The 23,812-nt window shown below is 71.3% G+C and carries 23 protein-coding genes; 12 read left to right on the top strand and 11 right to left on the bottom strand.

The genetic code is table 11. From position 1 onward, the window contains the following. Entirely contained in the window at nucleotides 1-906 is a 906-nt protein-coding gene (locus tag ABZX30_RS11405; RefSeq protein ID WP_355931755.1) for a ribonuclease Z, read from the top strand. 20 nt (nucleotides 907-926) lie between these two features. After that, nucleotides 927-1,931 (top strand): adenosine deaminase, encoded by a 1,005-nt coding sequence (locus tag ABZX30_RS11400; RefSeq protein WP_355931753.1) that lies wholly within the window; start codon nucleotides 927-929, stop codon nucleotides 1,929-1,931. Here ABZX30_RS11400 and ABZX30_RS11395 read toward each other — a convergent pair. The 10 genes from ABZX30_RS11395 to ABZX30_RS11350 form a co-directional block, all read right to left on the bottom strand. Beyond that, nucleotides 1,904-3,124 carry an MFS transporter gene (locus ABZX30_RS11395; RefSeq protein WP_355931750.1) on the bottom strand — a complete coding sequence of 407 codons (1,221 nt, stop codon included), beginning with the start codon at nucleotides 3,122-3,124 and terminating at the stop codon, nucleotides 1,904-1,906. The two genes, ABZX30_RS11400 and ABZX30_RS11395, sit on opposite strands and share 28 nt — an antisense overlap. Before the next feature lie 228 nt (nucleotides 3,125-3,352). Continuing rightward, nucleotides 3,353-4,264, bottom strand: a complete 912-nt coding sequence (locus tag ABZX30_RS11390; RefSeq protein ID WP_355931749.1) for an NAD(P)-dependent oxidoreductase — start codon at nucleotides 4,262-4,264, stop codon at nucleotides 3,353-3,355. Nucleotides 4,265-4,575: 311 nt separating this feature from the next. Further along, a complete protein-coding gene (locus ABZX30_RS11385) occupies nucleotides 4,576-4,992 on the bottom strand; it encodes a carboxymuconolactone decarboxylase family protein (RefSeq protein ID WP_355931746.1) in 417 nt (138 codons plus the stop codon). Nucleotides 4,993-5,098: 106 nt separating this feature from the next. Then, complete coding sequence (locus tag ABZX30_RS11380; RefSeq protein WP_355931743.1) at nucleotides 5,099-6,307, bottom strand: M20 family metallopeptidase; 1,209 nt, start codon at nucleotides 6,305-6,307, stop codon at nucleotides 5,099-5,101. Continuing rightward, nucleotides 6,304-7,317 (bottom strand): FAD-dependent oxidoreductase, encoded by a 1,014-nt coding sequence (locus tag ABZX30_RS11375; protein ID WP_355931741.1) that lies wholly within the window; start codon nucleotides 7,315-7,317, stop codon nucleotides 6,304-6,306. Before ABZX30_RS11375 ends, ABZX30_RS11380 begins: the two co-directional genes overlap by 4 nt. Then, complete coding sequence (locus ABZX30_RS11370; RefSeq protein WP_355931739.1) at nucleotides 7,314-8,093, bottom strand: SDR family oxidoreductase; 780 nt, start codon at nucleotides 8,091-8,093, stop codon at nucleotides 7,314-7,316. Before ABZX30_RS11370 ends, ABZX30_RS11375 begins: the two co-directional genes overlap by 4 nt. Continuing rightward, complete coding sequence (locus ABZX30_RS11365; protein ID WP_355931736.1) at nucleotides 8,090-9,409, bottom strand: MFS transporter; 1,320 nt, start codon at nucleotides 9,407-9,409, stop codon at nucleotides 8,090-8,092. Before ABZX30_RS11365 ends, ABZX30_RS11370 begins: the two co-directional genes overlap by 4 nt. Then, complete coding sequence (locus tag ABZX30_RS11360) at nucleotides 9,406-10,323, bottom strand: polysaccharide deacetylase (protein ID WP_355931734.1); 918 nt, start codon at nucleotides 10,321-10,323, stop codon at nucleotides 9,406-9,408. The genes ABZX30_RS11365 and ABZX30_RS11360 overlap by 4 nt, the downstream gene beginning before the upstream one ends. Nucleotides 10,324-10,817: 494 nt before the next feature. Next, nucleotides 10,818-11,861 carry an Lrp/AsnC family transcriptional regulator gene (locus tag ABZX30_RS11355; protein WP_355931731.1) on the bottom strand — a complete coding sequence of 348 codons (1,044 nt, stop codon included), beginning with the start codon at nucleotides 11,859-11,861 and terminating at the stop codon, nucleotides 10,818-10,820. Nucleotides 11,862-11,928: 67 nt separating this feature from the next. Next, the gene (locus tag ABZX30_RS11350) at nucleotides 11,929-13,011 is read right to left on the bottom strand and encodes an NADH:flavin oxidoreductase/NADH oxidase (protein ID WP_355931728.1); all 1,083 of its coding nucleotides are present in this window, start codon (nucleotides 13,009-13,011) and stop codon (nucleotides 11,929-11,931) included. A gap of 146 nt (nucleotides 13,012-13,157) precedes the next feature. Here ABZX30_RS11350 and ABZX30_RS11345 point away from each other — a divergent pair, with 146 nt between their 5' ends. The 3 genes from ABZX30_RS11345 (at nucleotide 13,158) to ABZX30_RS11335 (ending at nucleotide 15,821) form a co-directional block, all read left to right on the top strand. Then, a complete protein-coding gene (locus ABZX30_RS11345; protein WP_355931726.1) occupies nucleotides 13,158-14,309 on the top strand; it encodes an LLM class flavin-dependent oxidoreductase in 1,152 nt (383 codons plus the stop codon). Between the two features lie 5 nt (nucleotides 14,310-14,314). Next, nucleotides 14,315-14,818, top strand: coding sequence for a flavin reductase family protein (locus tag ABZX30_RS11340; RefSeq protein WP_355931827.1), 504 nt, complete (start codon nucleotides 14,315-14,317; stop codon nucleotides 14,816-14,818). A gap of 61 nt (nucleotides 14,819-14,879) precedes the next feature. After that, entirely contained in the window at nucleotides 14,880-15,821 is a 942-nt protein-coding gene (locus ABZX30_RS11335; RefSeq protein ID WP_355931724.1) for an NADP-dependent oxidoreductase, read from the top strand. Between the two features lie 38 nt (nucleotides 15,822-15,859). On the opposite strand, the gene ABZX30_RS11330 is transcribed toward ABZX30_RS11335, so the two are convergent. Next, complete coding sequence (locus tag ABZX30_RS11330; protein WP_355931721.1) at nucleotides 15,860-16,639, bottom strand: IclR family transcriptional regulator; 780 nt, start codon at nucleotides 16,637-16,639, stop codon at nucleotides 15,860-15,862. 137 nt (nucleotides 16,640-16,776) lie between these two features. Here ABZX30_RS11330 and ABZX30_RS11325 point away from each other — a divergent pair, with 137 nt between their 5' ends. From ABZX30_RS11325 to ABZX30_RS11295, 7 genes are all read left to right on the top strand, one after another. Further along, nucleotides 16,777-17,673, top strand: a complete 897-nt coding sequence (locus ABZX30_RS11325) for a 5-dehydro-4-deoxyglucarate dehydratase (RefSeq protein WP_355931825.1) — start codon at nucleotides 16,777-16,779, stop codon at nucleotides 17,671-17,673. Then, nucleotides 17,670-18,959 carry a glucarate dehydratase family protein gene (locus ABZX30_RS11320; RefSeq protein ID WP_355931719.1) on the top strand — a complete coding sequence of 430 codons (1,290 nt, stop codon included), beginning with the start codon at nucleotides 17,670-17,672 and terminating at the stop codon, nucleotides 18,957-18,959. Before ABZX30_RS11325 ends, ABZX30_RS11320 begins: the two co-directional genes overlap by 4 nt. Before the next feature lie 193 nt (nucleotides 18,960-19,152). Further along, nucleotides 19,153-20,205: a PfkB family carbohydrate kinase gene (locus ABZX30_RS11315; RefSeq protein WP_355931823.1), complete on the top strand. Its 1,053-nt coding sequence runs from the start codon at nucleotides 19,153-19,155 to the stop codon at nucleotides 20,203-20,205. A gap of 336 nt (nucleotides 20,206-20,541) precedes the next feature. Next, a complete protein-coding gene (locus ABZX30_RS11310) occupies nucleotides 20,542-21,615 on the top strand; it encodes a PhoH family protein (RefSeq protein ID WP_355931717.1) in 1,074 nt (357 codons plus the stop codon). A 15-nt stretch (nucleotides 21,616-21,630) separates the two neighbouring features. After that, nucleotides 21,631-22,128 (top strand): rRNA maturation RNase YbeY, encoded by a 498-nt coding sequence (gene ybeY / locus ABZX30_RS11305; RefSeq protein WP_355931716.1) that lies wholly within the window; start codon nucleotides 21,631-21,633, stop codon nucleotides 22,126-22,128. A gap of 9 nt (nucleotides 22,129-22,137) precedes the next feature. Then, nucleotides 22,138-23,448, top strand: a complete 1,311-nt coding sequence (locus tag ABZX30_RS11300; protein WP_355931713.1) for a hemolysin family protein — start codon at nucleotides 22,138-22,140, stop codon at nucleotides 23,446-23,448. Further along, nucleotides 23,445-23,804: an MmcQ/YjbR family DNA-binding protein gene (locus tag ABZX30_RS11295; protein WP_355931710.1), complete on the top strand. Its 360-nt coding sequence runs from the start codon at nucleotides 23,445-23,447 to the stop codon at nucleotides 23,802-23,804. The genes ABZX30_RS11300 and ABZX30_RS11295 overlap by 4 nt, the downstream gene beginning before the upstream one ends. The last annotated feature ends 8 nt before the right edge of the window (nucleotides 23,805-23,812 follow it).

Raw genomic sequence — 23,812 nt, 5'->3', positions numbered from 1 at the left:
GTGTCCGTACGCGAACTGGTCGTCCTCGGCACCGCCAGCCAGGTCCCGACCCGGCACCGCAACCACAACGGCTATCTGCTGCGCTGGGACGGCGAGGGCATCCTGTTCGACCCCGGCGAGGGCACGCAGCGCCAGATGCTGCGCGCCGGGGTCGCCGCGCACGACCTGAACCGGATCTGCGTCACCCACTTCCACGGCGACCACTCGCTGGGGCTCGCCGGGGTCATCCAGCGCATCAATCTGGACCGGGTCCCGCACCCGGTCACCGCCCACTACCCGCGCTCCGGGCAGCGCTTCTTCGACCGGCTGCGGTACGCGACGGCCTACCGGGAGACGGTCGACCTGACCGAGGCACCGGTCGACGCCGACGGCGACCTCGCGGTGACCGCCTCGTACACCCTCCGGGCGCGCAGGCTCTCCCACCCCGTGGAGTCCTACGGCTACCGGCTCATCGAGCCCGACGGGCGCCGCATGCTGCCCGAGCGGCTCGCCGCGCACGGCATCAAGGGGCCGGACGTGGGCCGCATCCAGCGGGAGGGGACGCTGGGCGGTGTCGCCCTCGAGGACGTCAGCGAGGTGCGGCGCGGGCAGCGGTTCGCGTTCGTCATGGACACCCGGCTGTGCGACGGGGTGCACGCGCTCGCCGAGGGCTGCGACCTGCTGGTCATCGAGTCGACCTTCCTCGACGAGGACCAGGAACTCGCCGACGAGTACGGCCATCTGACGGCCGGTCAGGCAGCGCGCGTGGCCCGGGACGCCGGTGTGCGCCACCTCGTCCTCACCCACTTCAGCCAGCGGTACTCGGAACCGGACGAGTTCGAGCGGCAGGCGCGGGCGGCCGGCTTCGAGGGTGAGCTGACCGTGGCGCACGACCTCCAGCGGGTGCCGGTTCCGAAACGCCGGTAAAACGGCCGTACGATGCTTTGATGCCCCTCCCTAAAGCAGAACTGCACCTCCACATCGAAGGCACCCTCGAACCCGAGCTGGCGTTCCGGCTCGCCGAGCGCAACGGCGTCACCCTGCCGTACGCGGACACCGGCGAGCTGCGCGAGGCGTACCGGTTCGAGGACCTCCAGTCCTTCCTGAACCTGTACTACGAGCTGATGGCCGTCCTGATCGACGAGCAGGACTTCGAGGACCTCGCGAACGCCTACCTCGAGCGCGCCGCCGCCCAGGGCGTGCGGCACGCGGAGATCTTCTTCGACCCGCAGGCGCACCTGGAGCGCGGCGTGCCCATGGGGGTGATCGTCGAGGGGCTGTGGCGGGCGCTGGGCCGCTCCGAGGAGAACCACGGCGTCTCCACCAGGCTCATCATGTGCTTCCTGCGGGACAAGTCCGCCGAATCGGCGCTGCTCACCCTGGAGATGGCCGAGCCCTACCTCGACCGGATCACCGGGGTCGGCCTCGACTCGGCCGAGGTCGGCAACCCGCCGGTGAAGTTCCGCGAGGTGTACGAGGCCGCCGCCGCGCTCGGGCTGCGCCGGGTGGCGCACGCCGGTGAGGAGGGCCCGCCGGAGTACATCACCGAGGCGCTGGACGTGCTCGGCGTGGAGCGCGTCGACCACGGCCTGCGCTGCGTGGAGGACCCGGAGCTGGTCGCCCGGCTGGTCCGCGACCGGATCCCGCTCACCCTGTGCCCCCTGTCCAACGTCCGGCTGCGCGCCGTCGACGTCCTCGCCGCGCACCCGCTGCCCGCCATGCTCGACGCGGGCCTGCTCTGCACGGTCAACTCCGACGACCCCGCCTACTTCGGCGGCTACGCCGGCGACAACTTCCGTGCCGTCCGCGAGGCGCTGGGCCTGACCGACGACCGCCTGCGCGAACTGGCCCGGAACTCCTTCCTGGCGTCCTTCCTGGACGACGACGAGGAGCTCCGGGCCCGTTACCTCGCGGAGGTCGAGGCCTACGAGTTCGGGGACGCCGTGTCGTAGGCCCGGCGGGCCGGGACGGCCGCGGTGTCCACCGGGACCTCCACGACCTCCACCGTCGCGGCGACCGGCAGCGAGCGGCGGGTCGCGCGCAGCGCCACCGCCGTCATCGGCGCCGCGACCAGCAGCAGCCCGACGGCCAGCACCTCGCCCATGACGGGGAAACCCGCCCGCGCGGACAACAGGCTGCCGGCCAGCGGACCCGCCGCCGTGCCCAGTGAGCCGGCGGAGCCGGCCAGGACCGCCCAGCGGCCGCGCGGGTCGAGCGAGGCGGCGAGGCCGATCAGGTACGACAGCACGACCGGGTAGAGCGCGTTCCAGGCGATCTCGCCCGCCGCGAAGGTCGGCAGGTCCCTCGCCGAAGCGCTGAGCGCGATGCAGACGGCGATGAGTGCCGTACCGGCCCCGATCGGCAGGGCCCGGCCGAGTCGCGGCCCGAGCGCACCCGCCCCGACGACCCCGAGCAGCCCGGCGCCGAGCGCGACCGCGAACACCGCGCCCACGGTCACCTCGGTGAGGTGCGCCTGGACCAGGCCGATCCGGCCGCTGACGCCCCACAGGGCGTTCTGGGCGAGGGACCAGCAGGGCATCGCGGCGGCGAGGAGCAGCCCCGAGCGCCGGTGGGGGAGGGGGCCCCGGGCGAGGTGACCGCGGGCGGCGGCGGGCGCGGACAGGCGGCCGGTGAGCGGCCACACCGCGAGCGCGGCGAGCGCGATCGCGGCCAACGGCTGCCCGTGGCCCGCGCCGAGGTGCGGGACCGTCAGGTACACGGCTCCCGCGAGGCCGGAGACCGCGAGCAGGCCGAGCGTGGTGACCCGGTGCGGATCCCTCTGGGCGGCGATCGCGGTGGCGGCGACCGCGGTGACCGTGCCCGAGCCGAACCCGCCGAGGACCGCGCCCGCCACGACGGCCGGTACCGCCCCGGTGAGCGCGGCCCCGCCGTAGCCGAGGACGGCCAGCGCCAGCCCGGCGCGGGCGAGCGCGCGGGCCCCGGTCCGCTCCACCCTGGACGCCAGCAGGAACCCGGCGGTCGCCGAACTCAGCAGCAGCGCACTGCCGACGGCTCCGGCCTCGGTGGCGGTCAGGGGCAGCCCCGCGTCCAGTCTGCCCACGACGGTGGGCAGGAGGTACGGGGCGAGGTAGCCGGCCGCGAAAAGGGCGACGAGGGGCCAGGGTGTGGTGCGGGGGGAGGACACGGGCGTTCCCAGGGCATGCGGAAGGAGCGGCTCAAGAAAGGGGAGTGGGCGCAGGCCGTCGACGGACAGGAACGCGCGAGCAAGTTGTATCAAGCACGCGGTTGCGGATAAAGCGCGGGTTGCGTGATGTGAGTCACGTTCAGTTTGGTGTGGAGCAAGCCGGGTATGAGCGATCGTCCTCCCTGCAGGGTGACGCGTCGTGCGCCGGTTCCGGTTTCTCAGGGTCGGTCAGGGCAGCAGGGAGGTTCCCGTGGTCCGGGCGAAGTGGACTGCCAGGTCTGCCTGGTCCGGGTTGCTGATGCCGTCGCGCTGCAGTGCGGCCAGAGCCGTCCTGCACAGTTCGACGCAGGTCTCGGACAGCGGGGTGGCGACGTTCTGGGAGTGGGCCAGGCCGAGCGCGGTGCTGATGTCCTTGACGGTCAGCGGCAGTGAGAATCCGACGTTCCGCCCTCCGTCGAGGATCTGCGGCTCGACCTTGACCTCGGTGGACTGGTTGCGGCCGGTGGACTGGTTGATGACGCCCAGCATCACCCGCGGGTCCAGCCCGAACCTCTTCCCCACCGTCAGGACTTCGATCGCACCGACCAGTCCGATCGCGGAGAGCAGGTTGTTGAGCGACTTGAGGGCGTGCGCGGAGCCCGCCGGGCCCACGTACGTCACCGAGGTGCCCATCGTCCGCAGAATCGGCAGAGCACGCCGGCAGCCGGTTTCCGTGCCGCCCATCATGATCGTGAGTGTGCCGTCGACCGCCTTGCGGGGACCGCCGGACACCGGGGCGTCGACCACGGTGACGCCCCGGCCGGCCAGGGCGTCGGCATGGGACGCGGTGGCCTCCGGGGAGGACGAGCCCATGTCGATGAGCAGCGTGCCGGGCCTGAGGGCGTGGGCCAGGGAGCCCGGGGCGTCGACATCGCCCAGCACCTTCGCCACGATCGCGCTGTCGGGCAGCATCAGCACGACCACGTCGGCGGCGGCCGCCTCTGCTGTACTGGCCAGTGGCATGGCACCGGTCTCCTCGGCGACACCGCGTACGGCATCGGCATCAACGTCGAAGACCGACAGTGCGGCACCTGACGCGGCGAGGTTGCGCACCATGGGATGTCCCATCGTGCCGAGTCCGATGAAGGCGATCTTGTCCATGGCTGCTTCCTGTGAAGGGTGAAGGGTGCGGGGTGACGGGCGACGGGTGACGGGTGACGGGTGACGGGTGACTGTCCGGCAGGGGGCGCACGCGCTCAGGACCGGCCGGGGACCGGAAAGCCGGAGGCCGGCCCCGGCTCCGCCCGGGGCCTGTCGTGTGGATCACGCCTGGCTCGCGGGGTCTGGCATCGCTCCCCCGCTCTCGGCTTCGCTCGAGCGGGAGGCGGCCCCCACCGCCTGAACGGCGGGGCGGGTACGCCCCCACACAGCTGACCCCGCTCCCCGATCCGGCCTGATCAGAACGGAAGACCCTAGGTGCTCTGGCCGTTCCCGCCCTCGTGTACCCGCACCGTCGGTTCCAGGCCGTCGGCGTCGACGACCTCGCGCCAGGCCTCGAAGCCGGCCTGGAAGGCGACGACGCCGGCCTCGGGCAGCGAGATCTCGATGGCCTCGAGGATCTCTCGAGGGGTCACGCCCAGGTCGAGGGCGACCCGGATGTGGCTCTGGATGTGGCCCTTGGAGGCGCGCATCACCGTGAGACTGACGATGAAGATCAGCTCCTTGGTGCGGTGATCGAGCGTGCGCTGGTCGAGATAGGCGGCCGCCACCAGATCGTTGGCGGCCTGGAGGACGGGGAAGTCCTGCTTGGCCATCACTTTGTGGTAGTCGAGGACGTAGCCGCGTGTGCGGGCCATGTCGTCGATGTAGGCCTGGGCGTCGGTGGACATGATGAACTGCCTTTCCTTGCCGCGGGTCGAGGGTCGGGAATCGGAGCGAGCGGAGAGAGCCGGGCGGCGACGGCCCATCGGCGCGCGGAGCCGGCTGACGGCCGTGTCAGCCGCTCGTGGTGCCGGCGAACGAGGCGACGACGGCCGCGGCGATGGCCGCGCGCTCCGCCATCCCGGAGAGCGAGATGTGCTCGTGTCGTGCGTGGGGTCCGCCGCCGACCGCGCCCATTCCGTCGAGGACCGGGACACCGAGTGCGGCCGCGAAGTTGCCGTCGCTCCCGCCGCCGACGGAGATCTCCCCGAGTTCGATGCCGATGCTCCGTCCGGCGACCGCGGCAAGCTCGTACATCTGTACGGTCAGCGGTCCCCGTTCCATCGGCGGCCGGTTCCACTCCCCGTCGATGGTCAGCCGGGCCCGCCCGTTCGCCGGCTTCAGGTCTGCCAGTGCCGCGTCCACGCGTGCCATCTCGGATGCCGAGGTCACGCGGACGTCGATGTCCGCCTCGGCCGATCCGGCCACCACGTTGGACCGCGTACCGCCCGAGACCACACCGACGTTGACGGTCGTGCCCGCATCGAGGTCGGTGAGGGCGTGCAGGCCGAGGACGGCCCGGGCCAGCTCGTCGACGGCGCTGACGCCCTTCGTGTAGTCGGCGCCGGCATGCGCCTCGACGCCGCTGAGCCGCAGGGTGAAGCGGCCGACACCCTTGCGGGCCGTCTTGATCCGGCCCTGCTCGCTGGGCTCGAAGACGATGACGGCGTCGGCGTCCCGGCAGGCGTCCTCGATGACGGGGCGTGCCGCGGGACTGCCGATCTCCTCGTCTCCCGTGAACAGCAGCCGGATGCGAGGACGGGCCAGCGACGCCTCCTTCAGGGCCCGCAGGGCCCAGACGGACTGGATGAGACCGGCCTTCATGTCGTAGATCCCGGGCCCGGTCGCGTGGTCGCCGTCGATGGCCAGGGGCCAGTCCGCCAGCGTTCCCTTCTCCCACACGGTGTCGTAGTGGCAGACGAAGGTGATCAGCTTCTCGGATTCTCCCGCGTACTCGCTGATCAGGATGTCGCCGTAGCGGCCGCCCGGGGAGCGGTGGCGGCTGTCGGGCTTGCCGAGCATCGCGTCGGACCAGGTCTCGAGCCACTCGAGTGCTTCGTCGAGGAGGGCCTTGTCGGTGCTCGGCGTCTCGAGGTTCACGAGGGTCGTCAGGTCGTTCACGATGCTGTCGTGACGGTCCTTGAGCCAGGCGAACAGGGCCGGCGTGTCGACCGCTGCCACGGCGGTGCCGCCGGGCAGGGCGCTGAGCTTCTCGTGACTCATGGCTGTGCCTTCCTGGCTGTGTCCGCCAGTTCGTCCAGGGTCGATTCGGTCATCGCGCGCACTCCCGTCTCGACCTCGCGCAGCGCCCTCAGGGTGGCGGCGAGGACCGGTACCGGCCGGTTCTGGGCGGCGGCGTGGCGGAGGACGGCGTCGTACTGTGCCGGGACCTCGGTGGCCCGCTTGCGCACCGCGATGTCCCGCCATATCCCGCTGCGGTTCTTCGTGAGCGTGCGCATCCAGGCCACGAGCCGGTCGGTCGCCGCGTCCGCGGCGCGTTCGTCCGCGTCAGGGGCGTAGGCGTCCGGCTCGAAACCGTCGAAGCCCATCAGAGTGATGCCGGCACCGGCGGCGACGGCGCAGACGTCCCGGGCCACGCCGTGCATGACGGGCCGGTGGCGGTCGACGAGGTCCGCCATGGGCGCGTCCGCGAGGGACGTGGCGGTGAGCATCGCTCCGTAGGCGAGCTTGGCCCACAGGTAACCGGAGATGTTGCTCGTGGTCCGTACCGGCCCCCAGCCCGAGAGATCGGCGGCCAGCCGGTCGACCCGGGGGGTCGGGGCGCCGTCGAGCTCACCGAGCACGAGGGCGCCCGCGCCGCCGTCCCGGACGACTCCGGGACGGATCACGTCGGCGTTGAGGTTGACGAAGGCGCCGACGGTCCGCGACCGGCCGAGGACGGTCGCGATGCGGTCCTCGTTGAGGCCGTTCTGCAGGGACACCACCCACCCCGCCTCGTCCAGGCGGGGCTCCAGCCACTCGACCGCACTGCCCGTGGCCTGTGCCTTCACCGCCAGCAGCACCCGGTGGAGGCGGCCGTCGAAGTCGTCGGGATGGACGGCCGGGATGCGCTGCTTCCGCGTCCCGGGGGCGAGTACCAGGCCGTTCGCCGCGATGGCCCCGACGTGCGCGCGGTCCGCGTCGATGATCTGCACGTGGTGTCCCGCGCGCGACAGGTGGAAGGCGAGCGTTCCACCTATCGCGCCGGCACCCACGACGGTGTAGGAGGTCATGCGCTCGCGGCCTGGCGGTCCGCCGCCCACTGCAGCGGTAGCTGGGTGGTGCCGGCGGTGGACCCGCCGTCCACCCGCAGGATCGAGCCCGTGCAGAAGTCGGCTTCCGGACCGGCGATCCAGAACACCGCCCGCGCGATGTCGAGGGGCTTGCCCCGCCGTCGCGCCGGGTTCGGGGACACGAGTTCGGCGTACTCGGGTGTCACCGGGTTGACGGGGCTGTCGACGTCGACGAAGCCGGGGCTCACCGCGTTGACGCGGATGTCGGGGCCGAGTTCCACGGCGGCGGCCCGGGTGAGCATCTCGACGGCCGCCTTGGAGGTGCAGTAGTGGGAGGCACCGGGGCGTGCCCGGGTCGCCGCGCCCGAGCTGATGTTGACGACCGATGCGGGGCGGCCTTCGGACCGTGCGCGCCGGCCCAGCGCGGCCGTGGCGAGCATGGGAGCGCGCACGTTGACCGCCTGCACCCGGTCCCACATGTCGGCCGTCATCTCCAGGAAGGGTGTGGACGGGACGAGCGCGGCGCAGTTCACCAGGACGTCGACGGGGCCGATGCCGTCCCAGGCCTCGTCCACGAAGGAGGCCGACGCGTCGGGATCGGTGAGGTCGGCGACCAGGGTGCTGCCGGACAGCGGGGCGAAGGCCGCCTCCAGGGCGTCCTTGCGGAAGTCCACTCCGGTCACCCGGTCACCGCTGCGCGCGAAGACTTCGGCGATGGCGGTACCTATCTTGCCGGCGGCGCCGGTGACGACCACGTGGCGGTTGCCGGGGGTCATGAGAGCTCCTTGTCCTTGGTTTCGGGCAGAGTGGCGAAGAAGACCGTTCCGATGGCGGCCGCGATGGCCACGTACAACCAGACGAACCCGCTGAGACCGTGGGCGAAGAGGCTGGTCATGATGTAGGGCGCGGTGCCGCCGAAGGCGGCGACGGCGGCGGCGAAGCAGAGTGCCGTGCCCGTGGTGCGCACCTCGACCGGGAAGAGCTCGCTGTAGGCGGCCGCGATGATGGCGGAGTCGCATGCCAGGAGCAGTACGCCGATGAGCTCGATGACCAGGAGCACCCAGAAGTCGGCGCTGAGGAAGTGGAACGCCGGCCAGGGCAGCACCATGAAGCCGACGCTGAACACCAGGAAGAACGGCTTGCGGCCGATACGGTCGGACAGGCGGCCGACGAACGGAAGCGTGACGCAGTAGACCGCCAGGGCGATGCTGTTGGCGAGCAGGGCCTGATCCAGCGGTATGCCCTGGGTGGTGTGGGCGTACACCGGCATGTACGTCAGCCACATGTAGTTGACGACGGTGGCCGGGATGGTGATGCCGAAGGCCCGCAGGGCCGCCTTGGGGTGGTGCCGGAACAGGTCGACGATGGGGTGGGCGCGCTTCTGTCCGGTGGTCTCCTGCGCCTGGGTGAAGTGCTCGGTCTCCGGCACCCCGTTGCGCAGCCAGATTCCGACGAGCCCGAGCACCCCGCCGATGACGAAGGCCAGGCGCCAACCCCAGGAGTCCAGTGCCCCGGCTGAGAAGGTCGCGGTCAGGACGGTGCCCAGGAGCGAGGCGACGAGCAGCCCGGCGCCGGTGGAGACCTGCTGGAACGACCCGATGAACGCGCGCCGGCCGGTGGGGGCCGACTCCACGAGGAAGGTCATGGAGCTGCCGGCTTCACCGCCTGCGGAGAACCCCTGGACGAGCCGGGCGACGACGAGGACGATCGGCGCCGCCACACCGATGGTCTCGTAGCCGGGACACAGGCCGATGACGAACGACGCGCCCGACATCAGCAGGACGGTCAGCGTGAGGATGCGCTTGCGGCCGACACGGTCGGCGAGGACACCGAGCACCGCCCCGCCCACCGGTCGCATCACGAAACCGACGGCGAACACCACGAGCGTGGCCAGGACGCCGGCGATCGGGTCGTCCGAGGGGAAGAAGTGCGGCGCGAACACCGGGGTGAAGGTCGCGAACAGCGCCCAGTCGACGTACTCGACCAGGTTGCCGATCGAGCCGGCGAGGACGCGTCTGCGCTGTGCGGCGGTGAGGCCACGGGTACCGGACACTTCGGGGGTGGCGGTGGCGGGGCTGGTGATCTCGGTCATCGACTGCCTCCTGTGAGTGGACCCTCGACGGCGTTCTCGGTCACGTGGTCCACGACCTGGCCGTGGGTGGCGTACCACACGCCGTCGTGACCGTTGATGTGGCGCAGCAGCTCTTCCAGCGCCCACATCCGGGAGCGGTGCCCGATGACGTGGGGATGGCAGATGAGCTGGAAGACGCCGCCCTCGGCGTAGGCCGCGTCGAATTCGTCGATGAGGATCGTGATCCACTGACGCGGCGGCGTGTACGGGCGCAGGGAGCCGTAGCGGTCCATCGAGAAGTACGGCGCGTCGTCGCGGATCCACTCCATGGGGAGTTCGACGATCCCGCTGGGCTCACCGTTCTCGAGGATCTCGTACGGCCAGTCGTCCGCCATCAGGGAGGAGTCGTAGCGCAGGCCGACCTCTCGGATGATCGACAGCGTCGCCTCGGAGAAGTCGGCACTCGGCGTCCGGATACCGACCGGACGTTGGCCGCTCAGCCGCTCGACGGTGTCCATGCTGCGGTGAGCCAGCTCCCGCTCCTCGGCTTCCGGCAGCAGCAGGTTGCGCTCGTGGATCCAGCCGTGCGCTCCGATCTCGTGGCCGGCCGCCGCATAGGCCTTGATCTCCTGAGGGTGCAGGAGAGCCGACACCGCCGGCATGAAGAAGGTGGCCGGAACATGGTGGCGCTCGAGCAGATCGAGGATCCGGGGAGCACCTGCCCGCGAGCCGAACTCGCCGCGGGCCAGGGAGCCGACGCCCGTGTCACCGTCCCGCAGCGGAATGGTCTCGTGGTCGGGGTCGAAGGAGAGCGCCACCGCGACCTTCGCACCACCGGGCCAGCTCGCCGGAGCGAGCCGGCGTCCCGCACGGATCTTGTTGACATGATTCAGCCAGGTCTCGTCGGACCACTTCCACGGACTGCTCTCACTCATATGTGTTCCTCCGGCGGAGTAGTTGGGGGATCTGCGGCCATCGAGGGGCCGACGTGAGTGAACTGGGAGCGGCGTCAGATGGAGGTTGCTGCCATCCAGCCAACGCAAGTGGCGTTTGATTGCGATGGGGAGAGTTTTGGTGAGGCGCAGACCCACTGTCAATACTCGAGTGACGTTTAATTGCTGGCGGCTCAAGGATGGCGGGAGGCGTGTAAACGTCGCGAGTCGACACGGGTTCGCCCGTGTCACGCGCGGGGGAGTGTGCCGGTCCGCAAGGCCGAAAAACGCCGACCGGCCACCCGCTGTGCGGACGGCCGGAACGAGGAGCGCCCCTGTGGGGAGCGAAGGCGGTAGTTCAGGTGATCGATCAGAGATTGTTGAGCAGGATTATTGAGCAGGGCATGACAAAAATGCACCGGGCTGCTGCCCGGTGGGGAGGAGGCGGGAGCCGTCTCCTCCGGGTGCCGGGCCTCGCTCCGTCGGGCCGCCGGAAGCTACTGGGCCAAGCCGCGTACGGCCTCGGCCACGTGATCCGGCCTGCTGGGGATACCGCCCTCCAGGAGGTCGATCCAGGCGCGCTTCAGCGTGGTCACGTGCGGGGTTATCTCGCTGACGCGCACTCCCTTCAGGCTGCCCAGCACGTCCGCCTCGAAGGCGTACAGCTCGCTGTTGTGCCGCAGGTGCGCGCCGGCGCAGATGTTGAGCCGCCCGGTGGTCACCCAGACGAACTTGACCGAGGGGTGGCCGACCAGCTGCTGGGCGACGTCCTCCAGTGCCCCGCTGTCGACCGAGAGCCAGATGAGGATCTCGGTCGCGAAGCCCAGCAGTGCCGGGTGGATCACCGTCCGGAAGTACACGCACCCTTCGGAGACCAGCCGTTCCAGCCGGCGCGCCGCCGTCGACTCGCTCGTGCCGGCCTCCTGTGCGAGCTGCTTGACGGTCTTCCTGCCGTTCTCGCCGAGCGCCGCCAGGATCGCGAGATCCACGTCGTCGAGGGCCAGCGGTTCCCGCCAGTAGCGCTCGACCGTCGGATCACCGCCCTCGGGACGCAGCAGGGTCACCGACTCCGGCGCGAGCAGGTTCTCCTCCCACGCCCGGGTCGAGTGAAAGGTCCGCATCACGGTCAGCGTCTCCGTGGACGTGACCACATCGGCGCCCGGAAGGTCGCTCGAGAGCAGCCGGGCCAGATTGCGGTGCGCGCCGACGACGAACTCGGCGACGATGTCCGCGGAGCCGGCCAGTGTGGTCGCGTAGCGGACCTGCCGGTGCGCGCGCACCTCGGCACTGAGCCGTTCGCGGAAGGCGGGAGGGCACGTCATCCGCGTCAGCACGGGTACGCCCAGGCCGCAGCGGAGGGTGTCCACGAAGCCGATGACGCGCACCACGCCGGAGTCGCACAGGTGCCGGCCCCGCCGGACCACGGTGGACTCGCTGCTGCCCAGAGCCTTCGCGATGTCCTTCCACTGGGCGCGGCCATTGAGCTGGAGCGCCGCGATGAGCCTGCGGTCGAACTCGTCCAGGATGAGGGAAGACTGCACGGCATGAGTTTTCTTGGGTGATGCGCTCACTGTCAAACCCGGCGCGGCGGAATGTTGCAGAGCGAGGTCACAAGGCCCGGTGGTACTGGGCCGGCCAGCTGACGGTGGGGGCGGTGTCGCGGGCTCGCAGGGGCCAGTAGGGGTCGCGCAGCAGCGCCCGTCCGATGAGCACGGCGTCCGCCGAGTGGGCGATCACGGACTCCGTCTGCTCCGGTTCCGTGATCAGCCCGACCGCCGCCACCGGCAGCCCGGAGGCGGCACGGAGGGGGCGGGCGAACGGCACGTTGTAGAGCGGCTCGGTCATCCGCGGTCCGTCGTGCACCAGGGCGCCGGAGGTCACGTCGAGCATGTCGACACCCAGATCGGCGAGCTCCTTGGAGAAGACCTCGGCCTCGTCGACGGTGATTCCGCCGTCCACCCAGTCGGTGGCGGTCACCCGGACGAGCAGCGGCTTGCTCTCGGGCCATGCCGCCCGCGCGGCGGCGATGGCGCGCAGCGGGAACCTCATCCGGTTCTCCAGGCTGCCGCCGTACCGGTCGGTGCGCGTGTTGGCCAGGGGGGAGAGGAACTGGTGCAGCAGGTAGCCGTGCGCCGCGTGCACCTCGGCGACGTCGTAGCCGGCCTGGTCGGCGAGCCGGGCCGCCCGCGCGAACGCCTCCTCGAGCTCGTCCAGGTCGGCCTCGGTGGCCTCCCGGGGCGTGGTCAGGTCGCTGAACGGGATGGCGGACGGGGCGACCGGAATCCAACCGCCGTCCGCCACGCCGACGGGGCTCTGCTGTCCGCGCTGCTCCCACGGGCGCATGTGCGAGCTCTTGCGGCCCGCGCACTGCAACTGAACGGCGGGTACGGCCCCGTGCTCGCGGATCAGGTCGGTCAGCCGCCGGTGGCCGGCGACCTGTTCCTGCGTGTACAGGCCCAGGTCGGCCGAGGTGGTGCGCTGCCCGGCGGACACGGCGGTCGATTCCACCATGACCAGGCCGGCCCCGCCCACGGCCCGGGAGGCGTAGTGGACCAGATGCCAGTCGGTGGGCACCCCGTCGGGGCCGGCCGAGTACTGGCACATGGGCGACATCCAGATCCTGTTCGGTACGTCGATCTCCCGCAGCCGGATGGCCTCGAAGGCCCTGCTGGTGTCGGTGGTCTGCGTCATCCGTAACCCCTCAGATGCAATTCAACTTCATCGGACGCGTTGACATTGGCATTGTAGGCCACACACACTGCTTCTATGCAAGCATCCGTCACGGACCCCCGGACTTCCGGCTCTGGTCCCCACACGGAGGAGAAAAGGTGGACTCGGTGAAACTCAGGCGTGTGGACGACCAGATCCGGTTCGGTCTCATGTGGTTCAACTCGCAGACCCCCTACGCCACGTCCCGCGTGACGGCGGAAGCCAACCCGGACGTGCTCGACGTCAACGTGCAGATGGAGCTGGCCCGCACGGCGGAGCAGGTGGGCTTCGACTTCCTCTTCTACGCGGACGGCTACATAGGACACGGTGAGGCCAACGCGCGGATCGGACACGGCGAACCGCGCCTCTCCGCTCCCGTCTGGGCCCCGGTGGCCATGATGGCGACCAGCCACATCGGCGTGGCCACCACCTTGCACACGCGATACCTGCCGCCCGCGGTGATCGCCCGGCTCGGCGCCAACCTCGACCGCCTCAGCGGCGGACGCTGGGCCTGGAACATCGTTCCCGGCACCAAGGACGATCCGCTCATCGGCCTCCCGCCGCTCGAACACTCCCAGCGCTACGCCCACGCCGCCGAGGCGGTCCGTGCCGTCAAGGCCATCTGGGACGCCGGTGACGGGGAGGTCGACTTCGAGGGTGAGTTCTACCGGTTCAAGGGGAGCATGATGGGCCCCCGGCCGGTGCAGAAGCCGTACCCCCTCCTCTTCAACGCGGGCGTCTCACCCGCCGGCCAGGATCTCATCGCCTCCGAGTGCGACTACGGCTTCTTCGCCGTCGTCGACGACCTCGACAAGGTGCGGGGCCCCGTCGAGCAGTTGGCCGCCCGCGCCGAGCGCCACGGCCGCGACCCCCTGGAAGTCAATCTCGTGGGCTCCATCGGCATGGTCGTCGGCCGGACCGGCGAGGAGGCGCGGGAACGCCTTGAGTGGATCCGCGACAACCTGGACATGGAAGCGGCGCGCGGCTGGGCGCACTCCTTCCTCGTGCGCAGCAAGACCTACCAGGACACCCACCAGGGAGACGTCGACGAGGTCGCCCGCAGTGTGGGCATCGCCGCGGGCAGCACGGTGCTGGCCGGCACCGCCGAGGAGGTCGCCGAGCAGCTGCTGCACATCCACCGCAGCACCGGGCTCCGAGGATTCCAGATCCTCCCCCTGATGTGGTCGGTGGAGGAGCTCAAGGCCATCGGTGAGGTGTTCCCCCACCTCGCCAAGGCCGGCGTGTGGACCGCGCCGGAAGACCGGGGATGGAGCTGGTGACCACGATGACGACGACGATGACCACCGAGTTCGACCAGCGCACGCTGCGGACCCTGTTCGGACGCTTCCCCTCCGGCATCGTGGCGATCTGCGCGCACGTCGACGGCGAGCCCGTCGGCATGGCGGCCAGCTCCTTCACCTCCGTCTCGCTCGATCCGCCCCTGCTGTCGGTCTGCTTCTCCCACACCTCCTCGACCTGGCCCCGGCTCCGTCGGGCTCCGCGCCTCGGGATCAGCGTCTTCGCCGCGGACCAGGAAGCCCACGTACGGCAGCTCTCGGCCAAGTCGGGCGACCGTTTCCAGGACCTGGACCACCAGCGGACCTCCCAGGGCGCCGTGCTCCTGGCGGGCGCCGCGGCCTGGTTCGAATGCGTGCCTGAGACGGAACTGGAAGGCGGCGACCACGCCGTCGCGCTGCTCAGGGTGGCCGCCGCACGGGCCTTCCCCGACGTCGCGCCGCTCATCTTCCACGACAGCGGCTTCCACGCCATCAGCGCGTCCAGCGCCTGACCGGCACCGCGCTTCCGCACCGTACGGTGAGTCAGGACAACCCCAGGAAAAGGAGGAGTCGATGCGCGCCGCCCAGTTCGACCGACTCGGACCGCCCGAAGTGCTGCACGTGGTCGATGTTGCCGTTCCCGAACCCCGGCCGGACGAGGTCGTGGTGCGTGTCGCGGCCGCCGGCCTCAACCCGGCCGACCTGAGCGTCCGTTCCCGTGTCCGCTCCTACGGCGCACCGATCACGTTTCCCGTACGGCCCGGCTGGGACCTCGCGGGAGAGATCGTCGCCCTGGGGTCCGGCATCAGCGACTGGGCGGTCGGCGACCAGGTGTTCGGCTTGGCCGGATTCCCCGACCCCGCGGGAACCCACGCCGAGTTCGCGGCGGTCCCCGGCAGCCAGCTGGCCCCCCGGCCCGCCGGCCTGAGCGACACGGAATCGGGCGCTCTTCCGCTCGTGGGCCTCACGGTTCTCCAGGCCTACGCGTACGCGGGTGGCATCAAGGCGGGTGAGAGGGTCTTCATCGACGCGGCGGCCGGGGGGGTGGGGCACGTCGCGGTACAGGTGGCGAAGGCATCCGACGCGGTGGTGGTGGGAACGGCGACGCAGGCCAAGCACGACTTCGTCCGTGGACTGGGTGTCGACGAGGCCGTCGACTACACCACCGTGCGGGACCCGTACGCCGCCGCGGGCCCTCTCGACCTGATCCTCAGCAGCCGCTCGTCCGCCTCCATCCAGCAGGCGATCGCGGCGCTGCGCCCCGGAGGCCGGCTGGTCTCCATCGTCGGCGCGGTCGACGAGGAGGCCAGGGCCGCGGCGGCCCGGCACGGTGTCCAGGCCGACAACATGATCGTCCACCCGGACGCGGCCGGACTCCGCGAGCTGGCGTCCCTGGTCGACCGGGGTCTGCTGACCGTCACGGTCGGCCAGGTCTGGAACCTGGAAGACATCCGGAAGGCGCACGAGGCGATGGAATCCGGGCGAGCCGTCGGCAAGATCGCGCTCGTCCCGTAGGGGGGCATCACGCACTCCGGTCCGGCGCCCGGCCCGCGCTAGCGCCAGTCCACCGCCCCGCCCGCCGTGGGCGCCACCGTCTCGATCTTCGCCCTGATCTCCCGCATCACCGCCACGATCCGCTCCTCGTGCCCCGGTGTCAGCCGGGCGACCGGCACCGAGCAGCTGATCGCGTCCTGGGCGGGGGAGTCGTAGCGCAGGGCGAAGCCGAAACCGACGATGCCGACGACGCCCTCCTCGCGGTCGACGGAGTAGCCGCGGGCCCGGGTCTCGGCGAGGTCGGCCGCCAGGGACTCCCGGCCGGTGTGGGAGTTGGGCGTCAGCGCCCGGTAGGGCCCCTCGGGCAGCTCGCCGTCCGGGCGTTCCGCGAGCAGCGCCTTGCCGAGCGCGCCGGCGTGCGCGGGCAGCCGCCGCCCCACCCGGCTGATGGTCCGCAGGTATTCGTGCGACTCGCGCGTCGCCAGGTACGCCACGTCCCGGCCGTCCAGCCGCCCCAGGTGGATGGTTTCGCCGAGCGCGTCGGACGCCTCGTCGAGGAAGGGGCGTGCGGCGCGCACCCGCGGGTCGGAGTCCAGGTAGCCGGTGCCGGTGAGCAGCGCGTGGATGCCGATGCCGTACAGGGATCCCGTGACGTCCGTGCGTACCCAGCCCCTGCCGATGAGGGTCTGCAGCAGCGCGTACATCGAACTGCGCGGCACGCCGAGCTCGTCCGCCAGTTCCTGCAGCCGCGCCGGACGGTCACCGCGTGCGGCGAGCACCTCCAGCAGCTCGACCGTCCGTGCCGCGGACTTCACCTCGCGGACGCCCCCTGTCTCCATGGAGCGATGGTAGGCGGGGTGAGCCGGCCCATTGACGGTCGCCGTTCACCTATCTAATCTCCATCTTCATACATGGATAACGTCTACATGGGGAGATGTTGCGGGTGACGACGACGGCGAACCGGCTGCGGACCGGGATGGCGAACGGGGTGCTGTCCTTCCCGCTGACGAGCTTCCACGCGGACGGCTCCCTCGACCCCGACGGCTTCCGCGCCCATGTCGCGGCCCGGGTCGCCACCGCGCCCGGGGCCGTCTTCCCCGCCTGCGGCACGGGCGAGTTCTTCTCACTGGACGAGGACGAGTACCGCCAGGTCGTCTCGATCGCCGTCCAGGAGGCCGCGGGCCGCGTGCCCGTCGTGGCCGGCGTCGGATACGGCTGGGCGCAGGCCGTGCGGTTCGCGCGCATCGCCGAGGAGGCCGGCGCCGACGCGCTCCTCGTCCTGCCCCACTACCTCGTCGCCGCCCCGCAGACCGGGCTGGCCGCCCAGCTGGAACACATCGCGGCCCGCACCCGGCTGCCGCTCATCGCCTACCAGCGCGGCCAGGTGGCCTTCGGCGTCGACGCCTTCCGGCGGATCACGGCGATTCCCGGCGTCATCGGGCTCAAGGACGGCCACAGCGACCTCGACCGCCTCCAGCGCCTCACCCTGGCCGCCCCCGAGGACTTCCTGTTCTTCAACGGAGCCGCCACCGCCGAGATCCAGGCCCGTGCCTACGCCACCGTCGGGGTCCCCGCCTACTCCTCCGCCGTGCACGCCTTCGCCCCCGAGATCGCCGACGCCTTCTTCACCGCGCTGCGGGACGGCGAGCACGGCACGACCGACAAGCTGCTGCGCGACTTCTACGTCCCGCTCGTCGAACTCCGCGACCGGGTGCCCGGCTACGCCGTGTCGCTGGTGAAGGCGGCGGCCCGGCTGCGCGGCTGCCCGGTGGGTCCCGTGCGCGCCCCGCTCACCGACCCCTCGGCCGCCGACCTGGCCGACCTGAAGACCCTGCTCGCCGCCGGACTCGACCTCGTAGGAGCCACCCTGTGAACCTCGCCATCACGGACGTGCGGCTGACCCCGATCCTGGTCTCCGACCCGCCCCTGCTCAACACGCAGGGCGTGCACCAGCCGTACACGCCCCGGCTCGTCGTGGAGGTCGTGACGGCCGACGGGATCACGGGCGTCGGCGAGACCTACGGCGACACCAAGTACCTGGAACTCGCCCGCCCGTTCGCCGACGCACTGGTCGGCCGGCAGGTCAGCGACCTGGGCGGCCTCTTCACCCTCGCGGACGAGGTGTCCGTCGACGCCTCCCGGGTCTCCGGCCAGGTCGACGTCGGCGGGCTGCGCGGGGTGCAGACCGCCGACAAGCTGCGGCTGTCCGTCGTCTCCGGCTTCGAGGTCGCCTGCCTCGACGCCCTCGGCAAGGCCCTCGGCCTGCCGGTGCACGCGCTGCTCGGCGGGAAGCTGCGTGACACGGTCGAGTACAGCGCGTACCTGTTCTACAAGTGGGCCGCCCATCCCGAAGGGGTCCCGGCGGAGACGGACGACTGGGGCGCCGCCGTCGACCCGGCCGGAGTCGTCGAGCAGGCCCGGAAGTTCAAGGAGCGGTACGGGTTCACCTCCTTCAAGCTCAAGGGCGGTGTCTTCCCGCCCGACGAGGAGATCGCGGCCGTACGGGCGCTGGCCGAGGCGTTCCCCGGGCACCCCCTGCGGCTGGACCCCAACGGCGCCTGGTCCGTGGAGACCTCGCTGAAGGTGGCCGAGGAGCTCGGGGACGTCCTCGAGTACCTGGAGGACCCGGCGCTCGGCACCCCCGCCATGGCCGAGGTGTCCGCCGGGACCGATGTGCCGCTGGCCACCAACATGTGCGTGACGACGTTCGCCGAGATCAAGGAGGCGTTCGCCAAGGACGCCGTCCAGGTCGTCCTGTCCGACCACCACTACTGGGGCGGCCTGCGCAACACCCAGCAGCTCGCCGCGATCTGCCGCACCTTCGGCGTCGGGGTGTCCATGCACTCCAACACCCACCTGGGGATCAGTCTGGCCGCGATGACCCACGTCGCGTCCACCGTCCCGAACCTCCACCACGCCTGCGACTCGCACTACCCCTGGCAGTCGGAGGACGTGCTCACCGAGCGGCTGACCTTCACCGGCGGCCGGGTCACCGTGCCGGACGCACCCGGGCTCGGCGTGGAACTCGACCGGGAGAAGCTGGCGTTCCTGCACCGCCGGTGGGCGCAGGACGACGGCTCGCTGCGGGACCGCGACGACGCCGCGGCGATGCGCGTCGCCGACCCGCGGTGGGTCACGCCGTCCGTGCCGCGCTGGTAACGGGGAGCGGTCGGTCACCCGGCGGCAGGGCACCCGCCGGGTGTGCGAAGTGGTGCACACTGGCCAGATCCGCACCACGTCAGGGAGCGCCATCGTGACCGCGTCCAACGCGTTTGCCGGATTCGCCGGAGAGGAACGGGAGCACCTCGGAGAGGCCCCGCACGCCCACGCCCACGTCGACCCGCTCGCCGCCGTGCGCTCGTCGGCCGACCCGCCCTGGGACGTCTACCTCACCGGCACCGTCTTCCTGGACATCATCTTCACCGGGCTCGACACCGCCCCGGTGCGCGGCACCGAGTCCTGGGCGCGCGGCATGGGGTCGAGCCCCGGCGGCGTCGCCAACATGGCCACGGCGCTGGCCCGGCTGGGCCTGCGGACATCGCTCGCGGCGGCCTTCGGGGACGACCACTACGGGGAGTACTGCTGGGACGCGCTCGAACAGGGCGAGGGCATCGACCTCACCCCCTCCCGCACCGTCCCCGGCTGGCACTCCCCGGTGACCGTCTCCATGGCCTACGAGGGCGAGCGCACGATGGTCTCCCACGGCCACGAACCGCCCCCCGAGGAGCCCGCCCCCGACTGCCCGCCCCGCGCGCGGGCCGCCGTCGCCTCCCTGGTCCCGGGCCGGCGGGCGCACTGGATCGCCCAGGCGGCGAGCGAGGGCACCCGGATCTTCGCCGACGTGGGCTGGGACGACACCGGCGCGTGGGACCTGTCCGGACTGGCCGACCTGGAGCACTGCGAGGCGTTCCTGCCGAACGCCGAGGAAGCGATGCGCTACACGGGCGCCGACTGCCCGCGCGCGGCGGCCCACGCCCTCTCCGCGTACGTACCGGTGGCGGTGGTCACCCTCGGCGCGGAGGGCGCGTACGCGGTGGACCGGCGCACCGGCGAGAGCGCCGAGGTGCCCGCGATCGCCGTCGAGGCCCTCGACCCCACCGGTGCCGGGGACGTCTTCGTCGCCGGTTTCGTCACCGGCACCCTGGCCGGCTGGCCCCTCGCCGACCGCCTCGCCTTCGCGGGCCTGACCGCGGCCCTGTCGGTCCAGGAGTTCGGCGGCTCCCTGTCGGCCCCGGGGTGGGCGGAGATCGGCGCCTGGTGGCGCCAGGTCCAGTCGGCACCCGGCCAGGACCCCGCGGCCCTGCGCCGCTACGCGTTCCTGGCCGGCCTGGCCCCTCGGGAGCCGCTGACGGCGTGGCCGCGGCGCAGGGCGGTGCCGACGATCGGGTTCGGCCGTTCGGCGTGACGGCGGCTCCGGCGCCTTTGCCGGCCTGCCCGGCCCGGCCCGGGTGGCGTGGGCGTCGGCGGCGGTCGGCCGGTTCCGGGCCGCGGGGGGCACGCGCCGGGGTGTGGTGGCAGACCGGGTTCGGTCGTTCGGCGTAACGGCGTCCCGGCGCCTTTGCCGGCCTGCCCGGCCCGCACCGGGCCCCTGCGGCCGGCGTCGCCCGGCCCGTCCGGGACGCCCCCTCTGGCGAAAACCCCTGCGGCGTTGTCAGCCCGCCGTCGTACTCTTGATAACGCGAGGCCGCCCTCAGCTACGCGGCCGTGACGAGGAGGAACCGCAGGCCTTAAGCGCCGGCCCATGACTCAGACACCCACAGCTCACACCCCCGCGCAGGAGCAGGCGAAGGCGCAGATCACCGTCCCCGCCCAGCACCCCATGGTGACCGTACTGGGCTCCGGCGACTCCCTTCTGCGCGTGATCGAGAAGGCCTTCCCGGCGGCCGACATCCACGTCCGGGGCAATGAGATCAGCGCGGTCGGCGACCCGGCGGAAGTCGCCCTCGTCCAGCGCGTGTTCGACGAGATGATGCTGGTGCTCCGCACCGGGCAGCCGATGACGGAGGACGCAGTGGAACGCTCGATCGCCATGCTGAAGGCGAGCGAGGCCGGTACGAACGACGGGCAGGAGACCCCGGCCCAGGTACTGACCCAGAACATCCTGTCCTCGCGCGGCCGCACGATCCGCCCCAAGACGCTGAACCAGAAGCGGTACGTCGACGCCATCGACAAGCACACCATCGTCTTCGGTATCGGCCCCGCCGGCACCGGCAAGACCTACCTGGCCATGGCCAAGGCGGTGCAGGCCCTGCAGTCCAAGCAGGTCAACCGCATCATCCTGACCCGCCCGGCGGTCGAGGCCGGCGAGCGCCTCGGCTTCCTGCCCGGCACGCTCTACGAGAAGATCGACCCCTACCTGCGCCCGCTCTACGACGCGCTGCACGACATGCTCGACCCGGACTCGATCCCGCGGCTGATGGCCGCCGGGACCATCGAGGTCGCGCCGCTCGCCTACATGCGCGGCCGCACCCTCAACGACGCCTTCATCATCCTGGACGAGGCCCAGAACACGAGCCCCGAGCAGATGAAGATGTTCCTCACCCGCCTCGGCTTCGACTCGAAGATCGTGATCACGGGTGACGTGACCCAGGTCGACCTGCCGAACGGCACCAAGTCCGGTCTGCGGCAGGTGCAGGAGATCCTCGAGGGGCTCGACGACGTCCACTTCTCCCGGTTGTCGTCGCAGGATGTCGTACGGCACAAGCTGGTCGGCCGTATCGTCGACGCGTACGAGCAGTACGACAGCAAGCACGGCACGGAGAACGGCGCGCACAAGGGCCAGAACCGGGGCAAGGCCGGGCACAAGGGGAAGTAGAGACCACGCACCACCATGTCGATCGACGTCAACAACGAGTCCGGAACCGAGGTCGACGAGCAGGCGATCCTCGACATCGCCCGCTACGCGCTCGCGCGGATGCGCATCCACCCGCTCTCCGAGCTCTCGGTGATCGTCGTGGACGCCGGCGCCATGGAGCAGCTGCACATCCAGTGGATGGACCTGCCCGGGCCGACCGATGTCATGTCCTTCCCGATGGACGAACTCCGGCCGCCGGGCAAGGACGACGAGGAGCCTCCGCAGGGACTCCTCGGTGACATCGTGCTCTGCCCGGAGGTCGCCGCCAAGCAGGGCGCGGAGGCGCCCACGCAGCACTCCATGGACGAGGAGCTCCAGCTGCTCACCGTCCACGGCGTGCTGCACCTGCTCGGGTACGACCACGAGGAGCCCGACGAGAAGGCCGAGATGTTCGGCCTCCAGGCCGCGATCGTGGACGGCTGGCGCGCCGAGCAGGGCCTGACCGGGCCGTCCCCGGCGCCGACGGTCTCGTAAGCGCGGCCGATGAGTCCTCAGATCGTCCTCGGCGCGATCGCCCTGGTCGTCGTCGCCTGGCTCGCCGCCTGCGCGGAGGCGGGCATCGCGCGGGTCTCCAGCTTCCGGGCGGAGGAGGCGGTGAAGTCCGGGCGGCGCGGCAGCGCCAGGCTCGCCCAGGTCGCCGCCGACCCCACCCGCTACCTCAACGTGGCCCTGCTGGTCCGCGTCGCCTGCGAGATGGCGGCCGCGGCGCTGGTCACGTACGCCTGCCTCCAGGAGGTCCACGGCACCGCCCAGGCCCTGCTCGTCGCGATCGGCGTCATGGTCCTGGTGTCGTACGTCGCGGTCGGCGTCTCCCCGCGCACCATCGGCCGCCAGCACCCGCTGAACACGGCGACGGCGGCGGCGTACGTCCTGCTGCCGCTGGCGCGGATCATGGGCCCGGTCCCGTCCCTGCTGATCCTCATCGGCAACGCGCTCACCCCCGGCAAGGGCTTCCGCCGCGGCCCCTTCGCCTCCGAGGCGGAGCTGCGCGCGCTCGTCGACCTCGCCGAGCAGGAGTCTCTGATCGAGGACGACGAGCGCCGCATGGTGCACTCCGTCTTCGAGCTGGGCGACACCCTGGTGCGCGAGGTCATGGTCCCCCGCACCGACCTGGTCGTCATCGAGCGCTACAAGACCATCCGCCAGGCCCTCACCCTGGCCCTCAGGTCCGGCTTCTCCCGCATCCCGGTCACCGGCGAGAGCGAGGACGACATCGTCGGGATCGTGTACCTGAAGGACCTGGTCCGCAAGACGCACATCAGCCGCGACGCCGAGAACGACCTGGTGTCCACGGCGATGCGGCCCGCGTTCTTCGTGCCCGACACCAAGAACGCCGGCGATCTGCTGCGCGAGATGCAGAAGCAGCGCAACCACGTCGCCGTCGCCATCGACGAGTACGGCGGCACGGCGGGCATCGTCACCATCGAGGACATCCTCGAGGAGATCGTCGGCGAGATCACCGACGAGTACGACCGTGAACTCCCGCCCGTCGAGGAGCTCGGCGACGGCCGCCACCGGGTCACCGCCCGCCTCGACATCACCGACCTCGGCGAGCTCTACGGCCTGGAGGAGTACGACGACGAGGACGTGGAGACCGTCGGCGGCCTGCTGGCCAAGGCGCTGGGCCGGGTGCCCATCGCCGGGGCCTCCGCCGAGGTCGAACTGCCGGACGGGCGCACGCTGCGCCTGACGGCGGAGGCGGCGGCCGGACGGCGGAACAAGATCGTGACGGTGCTGGTGGAGCCGGTGGCCCCCGAGGACCCGCCGGAGGACGAGGAGAAGAAACCCGAGTGACGCCCGAGGAACTGCGTGCCCTCTGCCTGTCGTTCAACGCGGCGGTGGAGGACTTCCCGTTCAACCCGGACATCTCGGTCTTCAAGGTGCTGGGCAAGATGTTCGCGCTGAGCTGGATGGACGACCGGCCCCTGAAGGTCAACCTCAAGTGCGACCCCGAGGACGCGGTCCGGCTGCGCACCGAGCACGAGGGCCTGATCGCCCCCGGCTACCACATGAACAAGCGTCACTGGAACACGGTCACCGTCGACGGCGGGCTCCCGGACCGCCTGATCCGGGAGCTCGTCGAGGACTCGTACGACCTGGTCGTGGCCGGACTGCCGCGCGCCGAACGGCTCCGCCTGGACCGCTGCTGAGTCCGTAT

Origin of the sequence: Streptomyces sp. NPDC004542 (assembly GCF_040610035.1) — a bacterium.
Taxonomy (GTDB): Bacteria; Actinomycetota; Actinomycetes; order Streptomycetales; family Streptomycetaceae; genus Streptomyces.
Note: the sequence above shows the minus strand (reverse complement) of the source record. Positions and strands in the feature narration are given on the sequence as shown.